The 13,745-nt window shown below is 60.6% G+C and carries 12 protein-coding genes; 2 read left to right on the forward strand and 10 right to left on the reverse strand.

Features of this window, described 5'->3' with window-relative positions; all coding sequences use genetic code 11:
- Positions 1-97: 97 nt before the first annotated feature.
- The gene (locus ACZYTC_RS25410) at positions 98-1,357 is read right to left on the reverse strand and encodes a flavin-dependent oxidoreductase (protein ID WP_441770768.1); all 1,260 of its coding nucleotides are present in this window, start codon (positions 1,355-1,357) and stop codon (positions 98-100) included.
- 332 nt (positions 1,358-1,689) lie between these two features.
- On the opposite strand from ACZYTC_RS25410, the gene ACZYTC_RS25415 reads away from it, so the two are divergent.
- The gene (locus tag ACZYTC_RS25415; protein ID WP_441770767.1) at positions 1,690-2,100 is read left to right on the forward strand and encodes a hypothetical protein; all 411 of its coding nucleotides are present in this window, start codon (positions 1,690-1,692) and stop codon (positions 2,098-2,100) included.
- Between the two features lie 116 nt (positions 2,101-2,216).
- Here ACZYTC_RS25415 and ACZYTC_RS25420 read toward each other — a convergent pair whose 3' ends face one another.
- The gene (locus ACZYTC_RS25420) at positions 2,217-2,480 is read right to left on the reverse strand and encodes a hypothetical protein (RefSeq protein ID WP_441770766.1); all 264 of its coding nucleotides are present in this window, start codon (positions 2,478-2,480) and stop codon (positions 2,217-2,219) included.
- A 224-nt stretch (positions 2,481-2,704) separates the two neighbouring features.
- Positions 2,705-3,316 carry a response regulator transcription factor gene (locus ACZYTC_RS25425; RefSeq protein WP_488990854.1) on the reverse strand — a complete coding sequence of 204 codons (612 nt, stop codon included), beginning with the start codon at positions 3,314-3,316 and terminating at the stop codon, positions 2,705-2,707.
- Between the two features lie 441 nt (positions 3,317-3,757).
- On the opposite strand from ACZYTC_RS25425, the gene ACZYTC_RS25430 reads away from it, so the two are divergent.
- Entirely contained in the window at positions 3,758-4,387 is a 630-nt protein-coding gene (locus ACZYTC_RS25430) for a TetR/AcrR family transcriptional regulator (RefSeq protein ID WP_434960818.1), read from the forward strand.
- 129 nt (positions 4,388-4,516) lie between these two features.
- Here ACZYTC_RS25430 and ACZYTC_RS25435 read toward each other — a convergent pair whose 3' ends face one another.
- The 7 genes from ACZYTC_RS25435 to ACZYTC_RS25465 all read right to left on the reverse strand — a co-directional run bounded on the left by ACZYTC_RS25435 (position 4,517) and on the right by ACZYTC_RS25465 (position 12,867).
- Positions 4,517-5,545 (reverse strand): diguanylate cyclase domain-containing protein, encoded by a 1,029-nt coding sequence (locus ACZYTC_RS25435; RefSeq protein ID WP_434960817.1) that lies wholly within the window; start codon positions 5,543-5,545, stop codon positions 4,517-4,519.
- Positions 5,542-6,570, reverse strand: a complete 1,029-nt coding sequence (locus ACZYTC_RS25440) for a chemotaxis response regulator protein-glutamate methylesterase (protein ID WP_434960816.1) — start codon at positions 6,568-6,570, stop codon at positions 5,542-5,544. The genes ACZYTC_RS25435 and ACZYTC_RS25440 overlap by 4 nt, the downstream gene beginning before the upstream one ends.
- A complete protein-coding gene (locus tag ACZYTC_RS25445) occupies positions 6,567-8,816 on the reverse strand; it encodes a hybrid sensor histidine kinase/response regulator (RefSeq protein ID WP_441770764.1) in 2,250 nt (749 codons plus the stop codon). The genes ACZYTC_RS25440 and ACZYTC_RS25445 overlap by 4 nt, the downstream gene beginning before the upstream one ends.
- The gene (locus tag ACZYTC_RS25450; protein ID WP_488990855.1) at positions 8,813-9,493 is read right to left on the reverse strand and encodes a chemotaxis protein CheW; all 681 of its coding nucleotides are present in this window, start codon (positions 9,491-9,493) and stop codon (positions 8,813-8,815) included. The genes ACZYTC_RS25445 and ACZYTC_RS25450 overlap by 4 nt, the downstream gene beginning before the upstream one ends.
- Positions 9,490-10,731 (reverse strand): CheR family methyltransferase, encoded by a 1,242-nt coding sequence (locus ACZYTC_RS25455; protein ID WP_488990856.1) that lies wholly within the window; start codon positions 10,729-10,731, stop codon positions 9,490-9,492. Before ACZYTC_RS25455 ends, ACZYTC_RS25450 begins: the two co-directional genes overlap by 4 nt.
- Entirely contained in the window at positions 10,728-11,147 is a 420-nt protein-coding gene (locus tag ACZYTC_RS25460; RefSeq protein WP_434960812.1) for a chemotaxis protein CheW, read from the reverse strand. The genes ACZYTC_RS25455 and ACZYTC_RS25460 overlap by 4 nt, the downstream gene beginning before the upstream one ends.
- Positions 11,148-11,235: 88 nt before the next feature.
- Entirely contained in the window at positions 11,236-12,867 is a 1,632-nt protein-coding gene (locus tag ACZYTC_RS25465) for a methyl-accepting chemotaxis protein (protein ID WP_488990857.1), read from the reverse strand.
- Between the last annotated feature and the right edge of the window lie 878 nt (positions 12,868-13,745).

Here is a 13,745-nt window from a genome sequence, read left to right on the forward strand (position 1 = left end):
CGTGTGGGAGAACAAAGCCCCTCCCCGCCATTCCAATCAGAAATTGATTATATGAAATGAGTTTTTGAATTAATTTGTTAAATTGACACCTGATATTTCAAGTCGGGGGAAATGGTGGATCGGGTTGCGCTTGACGCCCAAATCCAGCCAATGAGGCGTAGCCACGCACGACACGCTCTCGCTCCTCATAGGTTGCAACGGCCTCGATATCGGCAAAACCGTCGGGCGCCCGAGCTTCCACCATATCGATCACGCCCTCGGGACCGCCCTTGCGATTGGCCAGGACGATCTGGGCGGTGCTGGGGCGTCGCTCTGCGTCATAAGCCGCCAGGGCCGCCTCGATCGTATCCGCGGCGCGGAGGTGCTCCGACAGGGATCGGGCGTCGAGAATGGCCTGACTCGCGCCGTTCGAACCGACCGGATACATGGGATGGGCTGCATCCCCCAGCAAGGTAACGCGCCCGAACGACCAGCGCGGCAGTGGTTCGCGATCGCAGTTGGGATATTCGTAGAACGCGTCCGTGGCTTTGATGATTGCGACGGGATCGACATAGTCGAGGTGGAAGCGGTCGCGAACGAATGGCAGGACTTCTTCGAGCACGCCGGGCCTGCTCCAGTTTCCCAGGGAGAAGCTCTGAACCCTCTCTTGGCCTGCTCGTGCCATCACCGCCCAATTGGTGAGGTGCGTCTCTGAGTTTTGTTCATGTTTTTCAATTGGATAGAACACGAATTTGGCAAAGTTTCCGCCCGCGATCGCCATGGTGCGACCGTCCTGCCATTTCGGCCAGGGGGTGGCGCCACGCCAGAGCATGATGCCGCTCCAGATCGGCTGGCCCTCTCCAGGATAGAGTGCGGCACGCACGGCCGAATGAATGCCATCGGCCCCCACGAGCAGGTCACCGACAGCTTGCGTCGGCCTGCCGAGGCTGTCCGACAGGTGAACGATGACGGCATTACTGTTTTGCTCGAAACCATTCACGCGGCATCCGGTGCGGATCACCGCCGGGCCCATCCGCTCGATCACGGCGCGATGGATCAGGCCGAGCAACCTACCTCTGTGAATGCTGAACTGAGGTGCGGCGAGACCTGCATCGATGCCGCGCAACTCGCGCCACACCACCTGCCCGAACCGGTTCGCATAGATCAATTCGCGCGTCCGGATGCCCGCGGCATCGAGTTCCTCGATCAGCCCCAGCTCCGTCAACAGGCCGACGGCATGCGGCAACATGTTGATGCCGACGCCCAGTTCACGCACATCCTTTGCGCCCTCGAAAATCTCGACGTCCACTCCCACCCGATGAAGGAACAAAGCAGCGGTCAACCCACCGATGCCAGCTCCCGCAATCAGTGCCTTCATGATCCTGCTCCGTATTCAGAATGCATATTTGGCATGAGGAAACCTATCATCCCAAGATCCAAGACCATCGCTGGCCGTCTCAGTTGGCTCGGTTCGCCTTCACAGTGACGAATTCGGGCATGATTCCTCCTGCTCTCCTATCGTACCTGCCTCAAGGACGAAGCAGTGCGCACTTTTCCGACATTCGACCGGATACGCCAGCTCGAAAGCCGTCGCCCTTCCCGCCAGTGTCGCCGACCGCCTTGCGCACGGCAACCGGACAGGTTTCACTGTTGCGCAAGCCGGAAAGCACGGACGGGCGGTCCCAGAGCGTCAGGACAAGGCGTGGAAGCATGGCATTTGCGATCAAGGCCGAGATTCGTGACCTGGATGCGGAAAATCTCAGCTTCACCGCACAGAAGACGATGTATGCCGGCAAGCATATCGCTGAGGGCGACATCATCTTCCTGTTTGCGAGCGAAAATGAGGGGGGCCAGGGTCTTTTCGCCCGTGGCGTCGTGACCTCTGCCGAGGCGGTTGCCAAGAAACAGGACACCCTTCGGCAGACCCCGCGTGTGAGCATTGCCGTGCGCCGCATCGCGCTTGCCCAGAGGCCACTGGGGCGCCGCGAGCTCAAACGTCTCAGCAATTGGCAGGACGGCCAGCCCGGCACGGAGCTCAATTTCAAATTCTATCGGCAAGCGACGAACAAGATCATCGGCATCACGGACGAGGCGGCGGTGTTCCTCAGCCAGTTCTTCTAGAGAGAACTGCTGATAAATGGATTAATATCTATAAATATTAAGCAATATCAATATATTATAGATATTTTCTTAACATTTAGATTAAGTATGATGCTATGGAGAAAAATGCTTCAAGTCTACGGATCCGGCCGGGCGACTCTGCGTGCGGCGATGGCCAGCAGCTTGAGGGTCCCCTCCAATGCCTGGCTGGCCCGATCAGTCTCGCCGCCTGTCGGGGAATGCGTATATTCGACACGCCCATTCTCGTAGATGTCGATCTCGAACCGACTGTCGGCGGCCGTCACCGTCAGGGTGATCGAGTCGGGCGTCAGTCGGTCCAGCACATACCAAAGGTGCTGCTGATCCAGCGTTCGCAACAGGCTGAAAAGTGGATGCGTCATGCTCGATGCTCCTCGAATCACGACCATGCCCACCGGCCTGTTGCGGAGGGCCGAGATGGCATTCCCCGCTCTTTGCAGCGAGGTGGCGTGTTCCTGGTCAAAAAACTATTAATAACAATAGGTTATAGAATGTTAGGTTCTGCGAGAGCGCGATTTGGCGGCCAATTCGGCTAACGCTCGGTCTGGTGACGATGTTCCGCCGTCCCTACCCGCAGGGTCGTGTTTCAGATGCCATCATCCGTCGCGTAGTCGCGCGTAAAATAGGCATTGGTCAAGGCCACAACCTCTGTTCTGTTGCGCGCATTGAGACGCTTCATGATGTTCCTGACATGCACTTTCACCGTGAACTCGCTCATCTCGAGTTCAGCAGCAATCAGCTTGTTCGGCAGCCCCCTGCGGATCAGGCCGACGACCTCGAGCTGCTTTGCGGTCACCCGATCCCGTAAGGATCCCCCGCCACTTGGCAAAGGCATGGTCTCGGTTCGAGACTGCATCACGCTGTGGGAGGGCACGAACACACCGCCGCTGCGGACCAGGCGAATGGCAGCGATGGCGACATCGACATTGGAATCCATGGCAATGAAGCCACTGGCACCCTGCTCCAGAGCCTTCGAAACGTCGCTTGCCGATTTCATGTCGGAAATCACCACAACCCGCACACCGGGCGTGACGGCAAGAACGCGCCTCACCATTCGCTCGACGGCGATTGTCGTCTCCCGTGTACCGGTGACGCACAGCAATGCGATGGAGGCGCCCTGCCCCCGCCTGCCCCACTCTTCGACGTCGGCGTAACCCTCCACCACCAATCCGGTTTCAGAGCCTGTCAGGCAATGCATGAGGCAGGTCCGGGTCAAGGCATTGGCGCAGATGACAACGACATGTGCGCTGGTATCCCGATATATCTGCACGGCTGGAACGGGCACGCTGTGATCGAGCGGGAGTTGCCCCGCAGTATGTTGCGGTATCGGCGCGGGAACGGCGTGCTGCTCGTCGGCGACCGGAGCGGTTGGCTTGCGAGGCGCCGACGAAGATAAGGGCATAGCGCGGTTCCAGCGGGTTGGTGCAGGCTCAACGGAGACCGCATGTGCCTTTGCGCACAGCCATTGCCTCAGCAGAACGTGAGGTTGCTCGAACGGCACCGCAATGTCAAATCCGAATATGAAATTGACATTTTAAAGCTCGTGGGTAAAAAGTTACTTCTCAAGAGACAGTGTCCAAGCTTCATGCCCAGACCCCTGCATGCCCGTCGTGTTTCGCCAGACAGCCAGGAGCGTGGCGTGAAGACGCGCCAAAACCTGATCGAAACGGCCGGACGGGTCTTTGCCGACAAGGGCTACCATGCGGCGACGAGCCGGGAAATTTGCGATCTGGCCGGCGTCAACACAGCGGCGGTGAACTATTATTTCGGTGGTATCCGCCCGCTCTATGAAGCGGCGGTGTCAGAGGCACGGCGCGAGGTCGTCATTCCGCCCGAGGCATTCGCGGCCATTCTGGAACACGCCGAGCCCCTGGATCAGCTCAAGGCCTATTATGGCCTGATGGCCCGGCGATTGCTGTCGCCGGCCGAACGCTCATGGCAGATCAGGCTGGTCACGCGCGAGATGGTGACGCCCACGGTCTCCACGCTGATTGTGGACGAGGATTTTCTGGCGCCCCAGGTCCATTGGCTGCGTGACCTGCTTGCCCGCATGCTAGATCGTCCGCTGGACCATCCCGACATCGGTAGGGCCGAACTGGCGCTCAACGCACCCTTCATGGTCCTGGCTACGGTGGAGCGCGGTGTGCTGGAATCCATCGCCCCGAGCCTGGCAGAGCGCGAACGGGAGATCGAACCGATGTCATGCGCGCTGGAAACATTCGCCCTCGCCGGCCTGCAGGCCCTGGCGCGCAAATGCCCCGGTCATTAGTGTCTCTTTGCGAGAGAGCACACGTTGCCGATGGCAAGGCGTGTTCACGGCAGAGCGCTTTCTTGGCCGAAGTCCTTGTTTAAACGCGTCTTTGCGATTCTGCGTGACTCAACGAGGTCGCAAAACGGCCTACAGGCCCGCCGCCGTGGTAGCGCGATTGCGGCCGGATCTCTTGGCTTCATACATCGCCTTGTCGGCCGCCTCGATCAATTTTTCGGGCCGGTCGTCGCTGGCGGGAACATGGGTTGCGCCGCCAACGCTGATGGTGACCTTGTCGGCGATCGGAGAGGCCGCGTGCGGCAGCCCTAGCGCCTCGATGGCCTGCACCACCTTATCTGCAAGAAAGGCAAGATCGCCCGCCTGGGTTTGCGGCAGCACCACGGCGAATTCCTCACCCCCCAGGCGTACTGCCAGGTCCTTGGGGCGATGGAAGGTGCCCCTCACCGCTGTCGCCACCGTTTTCAACACCTCGTCACCGGCAAGGTGGCCATAGGTGTCGTTATATTGCTTGAAGTGATCGACATCGATGATCAACAACGAGATCGGCTCTTTCGCGCGTATGGCCTGGCGCCACTCGGTATCAAGATATTGATCGAAATAGCGCCGGTTGCTGAGGCCCGTCAGGCCGTCAGCATTGGTCAGGCGCTGCAACTCGAGATTGGTCTCCATCAACTCCTGCTGGCTTCGACGCAAGGCACGATAGGCTTCGTCGCGTTGGATCTGGGTCAGATAGGCCGCAGAATGGTAGCGGATGCGCGCAATCAGCTCGATCCGGTCAGGCAGCTTGACGAGATAGTCATTGGCGCCGATCCGAAAAGCTTCGCTCTTGACAGCCGCCTCCTCCTCCGTCGAGAGCACGATGACGGGAATGGCCTTGGTGGCGGGGTCGGCACGATATTGGCGGACCAGGGTCAGGCCATTCATATTGGGCATCACCAGATCCTGCAGGATCACGGTGGGCTTCACCCGCTTGGCGATGGCAAGGGCCTCCAGCGGATTGGAGCAATAATGCAATTCGATCTCGATCTCATCGATCAGCGCGCGCCGGATGGCCTCGCCGACCATGATCTGATCATCGACCAGAAGGACCATGACCGACTGATGGATGGTGTCGAGGGAGGCGGCGCCGTGAGATTTGACGTCTGCTGGCTGGCTCATGGGGCAGTTCCTCTTCTCAGGCGCGGGGAGCCGAGCAGTTCGGTCAGACGCGAGGCGATTCTGTCCAGCGGCAGAATGTCCGTCGCGGCACCCAGGGCGGCTGCCGCCTTGGGCATGCCATAGACCGCACTTGTAGCCTGGTCCTGCGCGATAGTGTGATGTCCAAGTTCACGGAGCGCTTTCAGGCCGCGCGCTCCATCCGATCCCATGCCGGTCAGCAGGACGCCGGTCACCGGACCTTTCCATAGGCGTACCACGCTGTCGAAAAAAACGTCCACGGACGGACGATAAACCTGATCGACCGGATTGGGCGTATAGCCCAATTGCCCGCCGGCCTTGAAAACCAGATGATTGTCGGTGCCGGCGACCAGAACCTGTCCCGGCAAAGCGCGATCCCCCTCGCTCGCGAGCTGGACCGGAAGAGTGGAATGCTGGCTGAGCCAGTTGGCAAGGCCGGGCGCAAAGCGGGCATCGACATGCTGAACGATCACGATGCCGGCAGCACAATTACCGGGTAGGCTTTTCAACACCGTGGCCAATGCGGTGGGACCGCCGGCCGATGCGCCGATCGCGATGAGTTGCTGGGTCTGTGGTCGTGCCATATCGGCAGACCTTTGCCTGGGATTGCCGTCGGTGACCAGATTAGCGATCACGTCGATCTTTGCCAGGAGGGGGCGTGCCCCCCAACGCGTCTCGCGCGAGCCTAGAAGTGGCGTGTCGACCGCATCGAGAGCCCCCTCCCCCATGGCGGCAAAAACGCGTGCCGCATTGGTCTCGACGTCAGCTGTCACGATCAGGATGGCGCAGGGCGACTGCGCCATGATCCGACGGGTGGCTTCGATACCGTCCATGCGCGGCATGATCAGGTCCATCAGCACGAGATCGGGCCGGTCCCGGCTGCACAACTCCACTGCCTGCACACCATCGGCGGCGACCCAGGCAAGCTGATGCTGGGGTGCCATGGCAAGTACCCGGCGCATTGCTTCCACCGCCAGCGGCAAATCATTGACGATCGCGATCCTCATACCCCAGCCTCGCCAATCAGATCCACCACTGCGTTGATCAGAGTATCATCCTGGAAACTGCCTTTGGTAAGATAATAATCCGCCCCAGCGTCCAGGCCACGCTGGCGATCCTCCGCTCGATCTTTGTAGGACACGATCATCACCGGCAGCGATTTGAGATCGGCGTCCTGCCGGATGCGGTGGACCAGTTCGATCCCGTCGATGCGCGGCATGTCGATATCGCTGATCAGGAGATCGAAACGGCCATTGCGCAAGGCGTTCCAGCCATCCATGCCGTCGACGGCCACTTCGACCTCGTAGCCGCGATGGTCGAGCAGTTTGCGCTGCAGCTCGCGCACGGTGAGGGAATCGTCGACGACGAGCACGCGCTTGCGCCTTTCCTCCTGCCTGCCGGCCTTCTTTCGGCCAATCTGAGCAAGCTGATCAGCGGAGGAGAGTTTTTCCATGGAACGGATGATGTCCTCGACGTCGATGATCAGGAGTGGCGAGCCGTCCTCCATCAAGGCAGCCGCACTGATATCCTTGATCTTGCCGAGGCGCGGGTCGAGCGGCTGCACCACCAGCTCGCGACCGCCGAGGAAGCGCTCGACCACCAGTCCGTACATGGCACCGGGGCTGCCGACCACGACGATGCGCAATTCGCCGTTGGGATCATCAGCCGGCGGACAACCCAGCACCTGATGTGCCGCGACCAGGCCGACCAGCTGCCCATCGAGGTTGAAATGCTGGCGCCCTTCCAGGGTCTGGACCTGATCGCCGGCGATCTTGATGGCGCGCACGATATGGGCGAAGGGAAAGGCGTAGGGCTCCCCGCCGATTTCCACGATCAGCGAACGGACCACCGAGAGCGTGAGCGGCAGCTCCAGCTTGAAGCGTGTACCTTCGCCGAGCTCGGACGTTACTCGCACCAGGCCGCGAACCTGGCGGATCATCTCCTGCACGACATCCAGCCCTACGCCCCGGCCGGAAATAACGGTGACCTTTCCCTTCATGGAGAAGCCGGGCAGGAACAGGAATTCGAGCAATTCATGGGCGCTGAGCCTGTTCGCCGTGTCCGAGCTGGCAAGGTTTCGTGCAATCACGGTTTGGCGGATCTGTTCGAGATCGATACCGCGCCCATCGTCCGAGACGGTGATCTGCAACGTGCCCGCGCGGTGCGATGCTTCCAGACGGACCACGCCTTCGTTGGCCTTGCCGGTGGCAACCCTTTCGTCGGGGCTTTCAATACCGTGATCAAGGGCGTTGCGCAGGAGATGACCAAGCGGAGCATCGAGCCTGTCCAGAATGTCACGATCCACCAGCGTGCGCTCGCCGACGATCTCCAGCCGCACCTTCTTGTCGAGTTCGCGCGCAATGTCGCGCACCATGCGCGGATAGGCCGCGATGCCGTCGGAGAAGGGACGCATGCGTATCGCCAGCGCTTGATCGTAGAGCCGGTGGGCGAGCGTGGTGGCCTGATGGTCGGTGGCTTCCAGTTCTCCCAGTCGCTGCGACAGATGCTGCCGGCATTCCAGAAGGCGTTGCTGGGCCTTGTCGAGGGCCGATTGCGCCCGTTCATCCAGGGCGTGGACCGGCAAGACAGCGCGCAGCGACTCCAATGCACTCGCCGCCTCGAGCTGGAGACGCTTGAGGCGTTGCAGCGACTGACCGAAAGGTCCCAGCCATCGCGATTCCACCAGTGATTCACCAGCGAGATCGAGGAGCCGGTTGAGATTTTCGGCACTGACTCGTAGGGCCCGGTCGGTCGATCCGGAGGCTGAGGTCGTCTCCTCCGCCACTGGTAGGGGCAGAGGGGTGGGCTCGGGCGTCGGCTTCGGCACCGGCGCCGGCATCTCCGCAGCTTCGGCTTGAGGCTGGCTGAGTTCCAGGACGAACTGATCGGCTTCGGCCTGCCAGGCCTCGTCGCGCGAACCGCTTTCGAGATCCGGCGATCTGGCGAAAGTCAGAAGCAGATCCACGCCGCGCAGGAGTACGTCGATCCGACCGTGATCCAGCCGGGCGCCGCGCTGTTGGGCCAGAACGAAAAGATCTTCCATCGCATGCGCGATCGTCACGGCGGCATGGATCTCGACGATGCGGGCAGCCCCCTTGAGAGAGTGAGCGGCTCGCATGCAGGCCTCGATCTGGTCGGCTCGTGCCGGATCCTTGTCGAGCGCCAACAAGGCCGTCGTCATCGCCTCGGCCTGTCCTTCCGCTTCGATGCGAAACAGGTCGCGCATCGAGAATTGGCTGAGATCCTGTGTCATCGTGCCAGCCCCCTGCCGAGGGTCTCGAACAACGCATGCTCATCGAGCCGGCCGACATTTCTGTCGCGCCAAGACAGCAGGCCTCGGGTGAAACCCGAACTCGACTGGGCCACGGTGGCCGGCACAGGCTTCAGCTCCGCTTCCACATAGAGATGGGTGTACTGGACCTCGTCGACGGGAAACGCAAAGCGGGAACCGGCATGGTGGGCGACGATCAGCCGGCCCTGCGGCGAATGCTGCTCGCCGCCGATGAGGACCTGGGCGATCGAGACGCAGATCACCAATTCGCCGCGCACATTGACCAGACCCAGCAGCGCAGGATTGCGCCGGTGCGGCAGTGAATGGATGGAGCGCAGGCCGGTCACCTCGTCCAGGACCAGCGTGGGCAAGGCAAACCACTCGCTGCCCAACCGGAAGACCAGTACCGATTGGGTATTGGACGAACGCGCGATCGCGCCCGCCCCCGCTGGCGGAAGGGCAGCGGTGATCTCTCCTGGGGGAACGTCACGATCGAGCAATCGAGAGGCCGCGCGTGAAAACACCTCACAATTGTGGCAATGCGCATGGCGCCGGAGTTCCGGGCATGATTTGTCGCCGCGCACGCCGATCCGCTGCCAGCAATTGTCGATCTCGAAGGGCGACACTGCGGCGGGAACGTCGGAAGCCAGGCTCGTCATCGCACTCTCCGTTCGTCCAGGCGTCGCAAGCGCTCGTCGAGCAGTCTGGCGCCGCCATGATCGCCCTGTTTCCTGAGCAGGAGGGCGAGATGGCCGAGCGCCTCCGTATTGGCGGGATCCAGATAGAGGGCCTTACGGTAATAGCGCTCTGCCGTGCCCAGATCGCCGGAGGCGTCGCTGATCAAGCCCAGCAGTGCCAGGGCGTCGGGAGTCGCGCCATCCTGACGGATCAACGCTTCGCATCCCCGCGCAGCCTCCTCCAGCCGGCCCCGATCGGCCAGCCGGCGCAACTCGTCGAGGTTTGGCAGCGCTGTTTCCCGCTTCTTCTCGCGTCGAGGAGGCGTGGGAGCGAAAGGCCTCGGTTTCGGCAGTGGCGGCGGCTCCCGCCGTGGCCGGGTCGCGATTGCCGACGGCGTGGGTCTGGCCTTGGTGGTGCTTGGGCGGGCGCTTTCCTTGTGGAAGGCGAACGCCATCGGAATCTTGGTCGAGGTGAAGCCGTTGGCCCCCATCAGCCCGGCCTCCGAATGGCCGACAAAGGCGATCCCATGGGGCGCGAGCAGGCGCCGGATCACGGCGATCGCCTGCCTTTGCGTCGCCACATCGAAATAGATCAGCAGGTTGCGGCAAAAAACGAAATCATAGCTCGCCGGATCGGCATAGAAATGCGGCGCCACGATATTGCCCAGGCTGAACTGCACGGGGCTGCGGACGGCGTCCCGAAGCCTGTATCCGTCCCTGGTTGCTTCGAAATAGCGGTCGCGGAAAGCCAGATTCTCCCCCCGAAACGAGTTACGCCCATAGATGCCCTGTTTGGCAAGGGCAAGCGAGCGAGCGCTGAGATCGATGGCGTCGATACGGAATTGATCGACGGTCAAGCCCGCATCGAGCAGCGCCATGGCGATCGTATAAGGCTCCTCCCCGCTCGAGCAAGGCAGGCTGAGGAGGCGCAATGGGTGAGAAGCATCGGCTTGGAACGTTCCGCGCGTCACCAGCCGCGCCAAGGCAACGAAAGCCTGGGGAGCGCGAAAGAACCAGGTCTCGGGGACGATGACCGCCTCGATCAACTCCTGCACTTCTTCTTCGGAATTTTGCAGCAGTTCCCAATAGGCCTGGGCGCCGTCGAGCTTGCACGCCTTGTACCGCGCCACCACCGCACGCTCGATCGCCGACGGGCCGATGGAGGCAGCATTCAGCCCGATGACGCGCCCCAGGAATTGCTCGAAGCGCGGGTCGCTCATTGGCTGGCCACCGGCTGGCTGCGAACGGCGGTGAGAAGCGCAGCAGGGAGCAGGCCTTCCAGTTGAACACGCTGAACCAGGCCATGCGGGCCGGGCGCGAAAGGTGCGAATTCGGCCGGATCCAGCCGGAGCATCTCCGTGGCATTTTCCGCGATCAGACCCAGCAGGACGGTATCGTCCTGCGGATGGCGTATGACGATGATGCGCGTGCTCAGGCGCCGGCGCGCCGGCCGGCCAAGCTCGAGGGTACACAGATCGATGACCGGTACATAACGGCCGCGATATTCGAAGGAGCCGGCGACCCCCTCGGGCGCCTGACGCACCTTCTTCAATTCCGTCAACGGCATGACCTCGACGATCGGATCGATCGTCATCGCAAAGCCCTCATCGCCGATCCGGAAATAGAGGAAGAGCATTCTGGGTTCCGCCATATCCTGGAGAAAAGCGCGTTCTGGCGAAAACGCACTGCAGCTCCAGCTTCTTGTTTCCATGCGCCTTTGCGCGTCAGGCCATCTCGAGCTTGAAGCGTGCGATGCTTCCGCTGAGATTGCTGGCGACGTGATTGAGTTCGTCGATAGCCGAGCTGGACTGGCGCAGGGATTCCACCGTCTGCTGCGTCGCTTCGGTCAGCTGTATGAGCGCCTCGCTGATCTGCTCGGCCCCCGTCGCCTGCGCCTGCATGCCTTCGCTGACGGATTCATAGCGGGGCGTAAGCGCCTGCACCTGCGTGATGATCTCGGAAAGTTTGGCTCCGATCTCATGGACATCGTGCAGGCCGCGTCGCACTTCCTCCGAGAACTTGTCCATGCCCATGACGCTGGCCGACACGGCGGACTGGATCTCCTTGACCATCTGCTCGATGTCGTAGGTGGCGACGGCCGTCTGGTCGGCCAGACGCCGAATTTCCGAAGACACCACGGCAAAGCCGCGTCCATATTCGCCGGCCTTTTCTGCCTCGATCGCGGCATTGAGCGACAAGAGATTGGTCTGATCGGCAACTTTGGTGATCGCCGTGACGACCTGGTTGATGTCGCTGGCTTTTTCGTTCAGCACGGCAAGCTTGGCGGTGATGGAGCTGGCAGCGCCCATCACCTGGTTCATGGTGTCCTCCATATGGGCCAGCTCGACCTTGCCTCCCGATGCCAGACTGGCGGTGTGCTCGGACACCGTCACGACATCGGACATGGTCCTGACCAACTCCTTGGAGGTTGCTGCGATCTCGCGGGAGGTCGCACCGATCTCCGTTGTGGTGGCGGCGACTTCCGAGGCCGTTGCCTGCTGCTGTTTGGACGTCGCCGCAATCTCGGTCATCGACGTGCTGACGCGGATACCCGAGCGCTGGACCTGGCCGACGAGTTCCATCACTTCGTCGGCCATGCGGTTGTAGCCTTCGCCGAGGTCGCCCAACTCGTCCTGCCGAACGATCTGCATGCGCTGGGTAAAGTCGCCCTTGCGCATGGTGTTCATCAGCGTCTTCAACTGCAGCAGGGGCTTGGTGATGGCGCGCAGCAGCGAAAAGCCTGCAAAGGCGGCAATCACCAGGGCAAATGCGAAGGCCACTATCATGGCGCTCAGCAAAGAGAGGATTTCATTGCCGACGATATCGGGCAAGGCAAAGGCGCGTTGCTGGTTGAACGCTATTACATCGGTGAGGTTCTTGAAGGCCGTGTTGAAAGCCGCATCGACACCTGAAGCGGCCGATGCATTCGCCTCCCCGTTCCCAGGCGTGCCGTTGCGCGCCGCCGCCTGCTTGAGAAAGCCTTCCTTCAGGCTCTGATAGGAAGCGACCGAGTCCTTGAAGCGCGAGAAAAGCTGCCGATCGGCGTCGGCAACGATCGTTTCCTCATAGCCCCTGAAAAGTTGCTCCATCTTGGTTCTGCCGTCGGCAAGCTGATCGTCGGTCGGGGCCTTGGCCGCAGCCTCGCGTGACATGACGAAGGCAAGATAGTCGGCAAAAAGTCCATCCTTGACGAAAGCTGCCTGTCGTAGCCCGGCAACGGAGTCGGACTTGAGACTGGTGACATGGTCATCGATCGACTTGAGCTGCCAATAGGCAAACAGCCCGATGGCTAGAACGACCAGAAGGATAATGCCGAAACTCAGCATTATACGCGCGCGGATGGTTACTTGTTTCATGGAAGCTGCCACGTCATTTCAGTCTTGCAACGATCAGCACGTCGAGCATGGTAATATGACACGACCGTACGACAAAATCCGTAGGGAAAGCTATATCGAAATCCATGACGAGTAAGGCCAGGTTCCGCAAATGGAAGCACGCCGGACTGATGGACACTGGCGCTGAGGCCATATATGATTCATCCCCCACCCGAAATCCTTCGCGACATGCTCATTCGGATCGACGGGCTTCCCCGTCGCATTCCTGCGACCATCGGCTCCGACAAACCACACGATCGGATCAAGGCGACCCCTTCGGAGCTTTGATTCTAGCCGACGCGCTTATGCAACCAGATATGCCAACCAAACATTAATCTCTTCATAATGAAGGACTTACTCCCAGAACATGCTTTTATGAAGGAGGCACATCCGTGCATGCCTTGCGGGTGCCGGCAGCCTGGGCGAAGCCCCCGTTTCAGCGGCCGCGGTACAGGCCAATCCCGTGGTCACGAGACCCTGCCGATCTGGCGAGGCCCCTGCCCTACCTGGAGCAGGCATCATCCCATCGCCATGTTCGAGCGCAGCGGCTGCCTGTGGCGATCCACGATTCGAGGCGGCGCTCTTGACTTCCTGCCGCAGTGTCACTGGCAATCGATAAGATATATTTTTGTTTTTATAGTTTGGATTTTCAAGCATAAATGTAAGTATAAATTTACGAAAAATCTTATAATTATCTATATATTTTTAAATATTTAAATTACCGTATTATAAAGTGCCAATTTTGAATGATTCAAATATGTACTCGTTGACTTGAGCTGGAGGATATTGTTAGGCGGGTCTGACTTTTTCTTGAAGAAAGCTCTCGGCCTGTGAAACTTGAATCCGCCCTTCTGGCGTCC

The organism is Labrys sp. F242, from assembly GCF_057813875.1.

Excerpts from the sequence above, each read along its gene's own strand:
- ACZYTC_RS25410 (WP_441770768.1), bottom strand. The coding sequence starts at position 1,357 with ATGAAGGCACTGATTGCGGGAGCTGGCATCGGTGGGTTGACCGCTGCT.
- ACZYTC_RS25415 (WP_441770767.1), top strand. The coding sequence starts at position 1,690 with ATGGCATTTGCGATCAAGGCCGAGATTCGTGACCTGGATGCGGAAAAT.
- ACZYTC_RS25420 (WP_441770766.1), bottom strand. The coding sequence starts at position 2,480 with ATGACGCATCCACTTTTCAGCCTGTTGCGAACGCTGGATCAGCAGCAC.
- ACZYTC_RS25425 (WP_488990854.1), bottom strand. The coding sequence starts at position 3,316 with ATGCATTGCCTGACAGGCTCTGAAACCGGATTGGTGGTGGAGGGTTAC.
- ACZYTC_RS25435 (WP_434960817.1), bottom strand. The coding sequence starts at position 5,545 with ATGAGCCAGCCAGCAGACGTCAAATCTCACGGCGCCGCCTCCCTCGAC.
- ACZYTC_RS25440 (WP_434960816.1), bottom strand. The coding sequence starts at position 6,570 with ATGAGGATCGCGATCGTCAATGATTTGCCGCTGGCGGTGGAAGCAATG.
- ACZYTC_RS25445 (WP_441770764.1), bottom strand. The coding sequence starts at position 8,816 with ATGACACAGGATCTCAGCCAATTCTCGATGCGCGACCTGTTTCGCATC.
- ACZYTC_RS25450 (WP_488990855.1), bottom strand. The coding sequence starts at position 9,493 with ATGACGAGCCTGGCTTCCGACGTTCCCGCCGCAGTGTCGCCCTTCGAG.
- ACZYTC_RS25455 (WP_488990856.1), bottom strand. The coding sequence starts at position 10,731 with ATGAGCGACCCGCGCTTCGAGCAATTCCTGGGGCGCGTCATCGGGCTG.
- ACZYTC_RS25460 (WP_434960812.1), bottom strand. The coding sequence starts at position 11,147 with ATGCTCTTCCTCTATTTCCGGATCGGCGATGAGGGCTTTGCGATGACG.
- ACZYTC_RS25465 (WP_488990857.1), bottom strand. The coding sequence starts at position 12,867 with ATGAAACAAGTAACCATCCGCGCGCGTATAATGCTGAGTTTCGGCATT.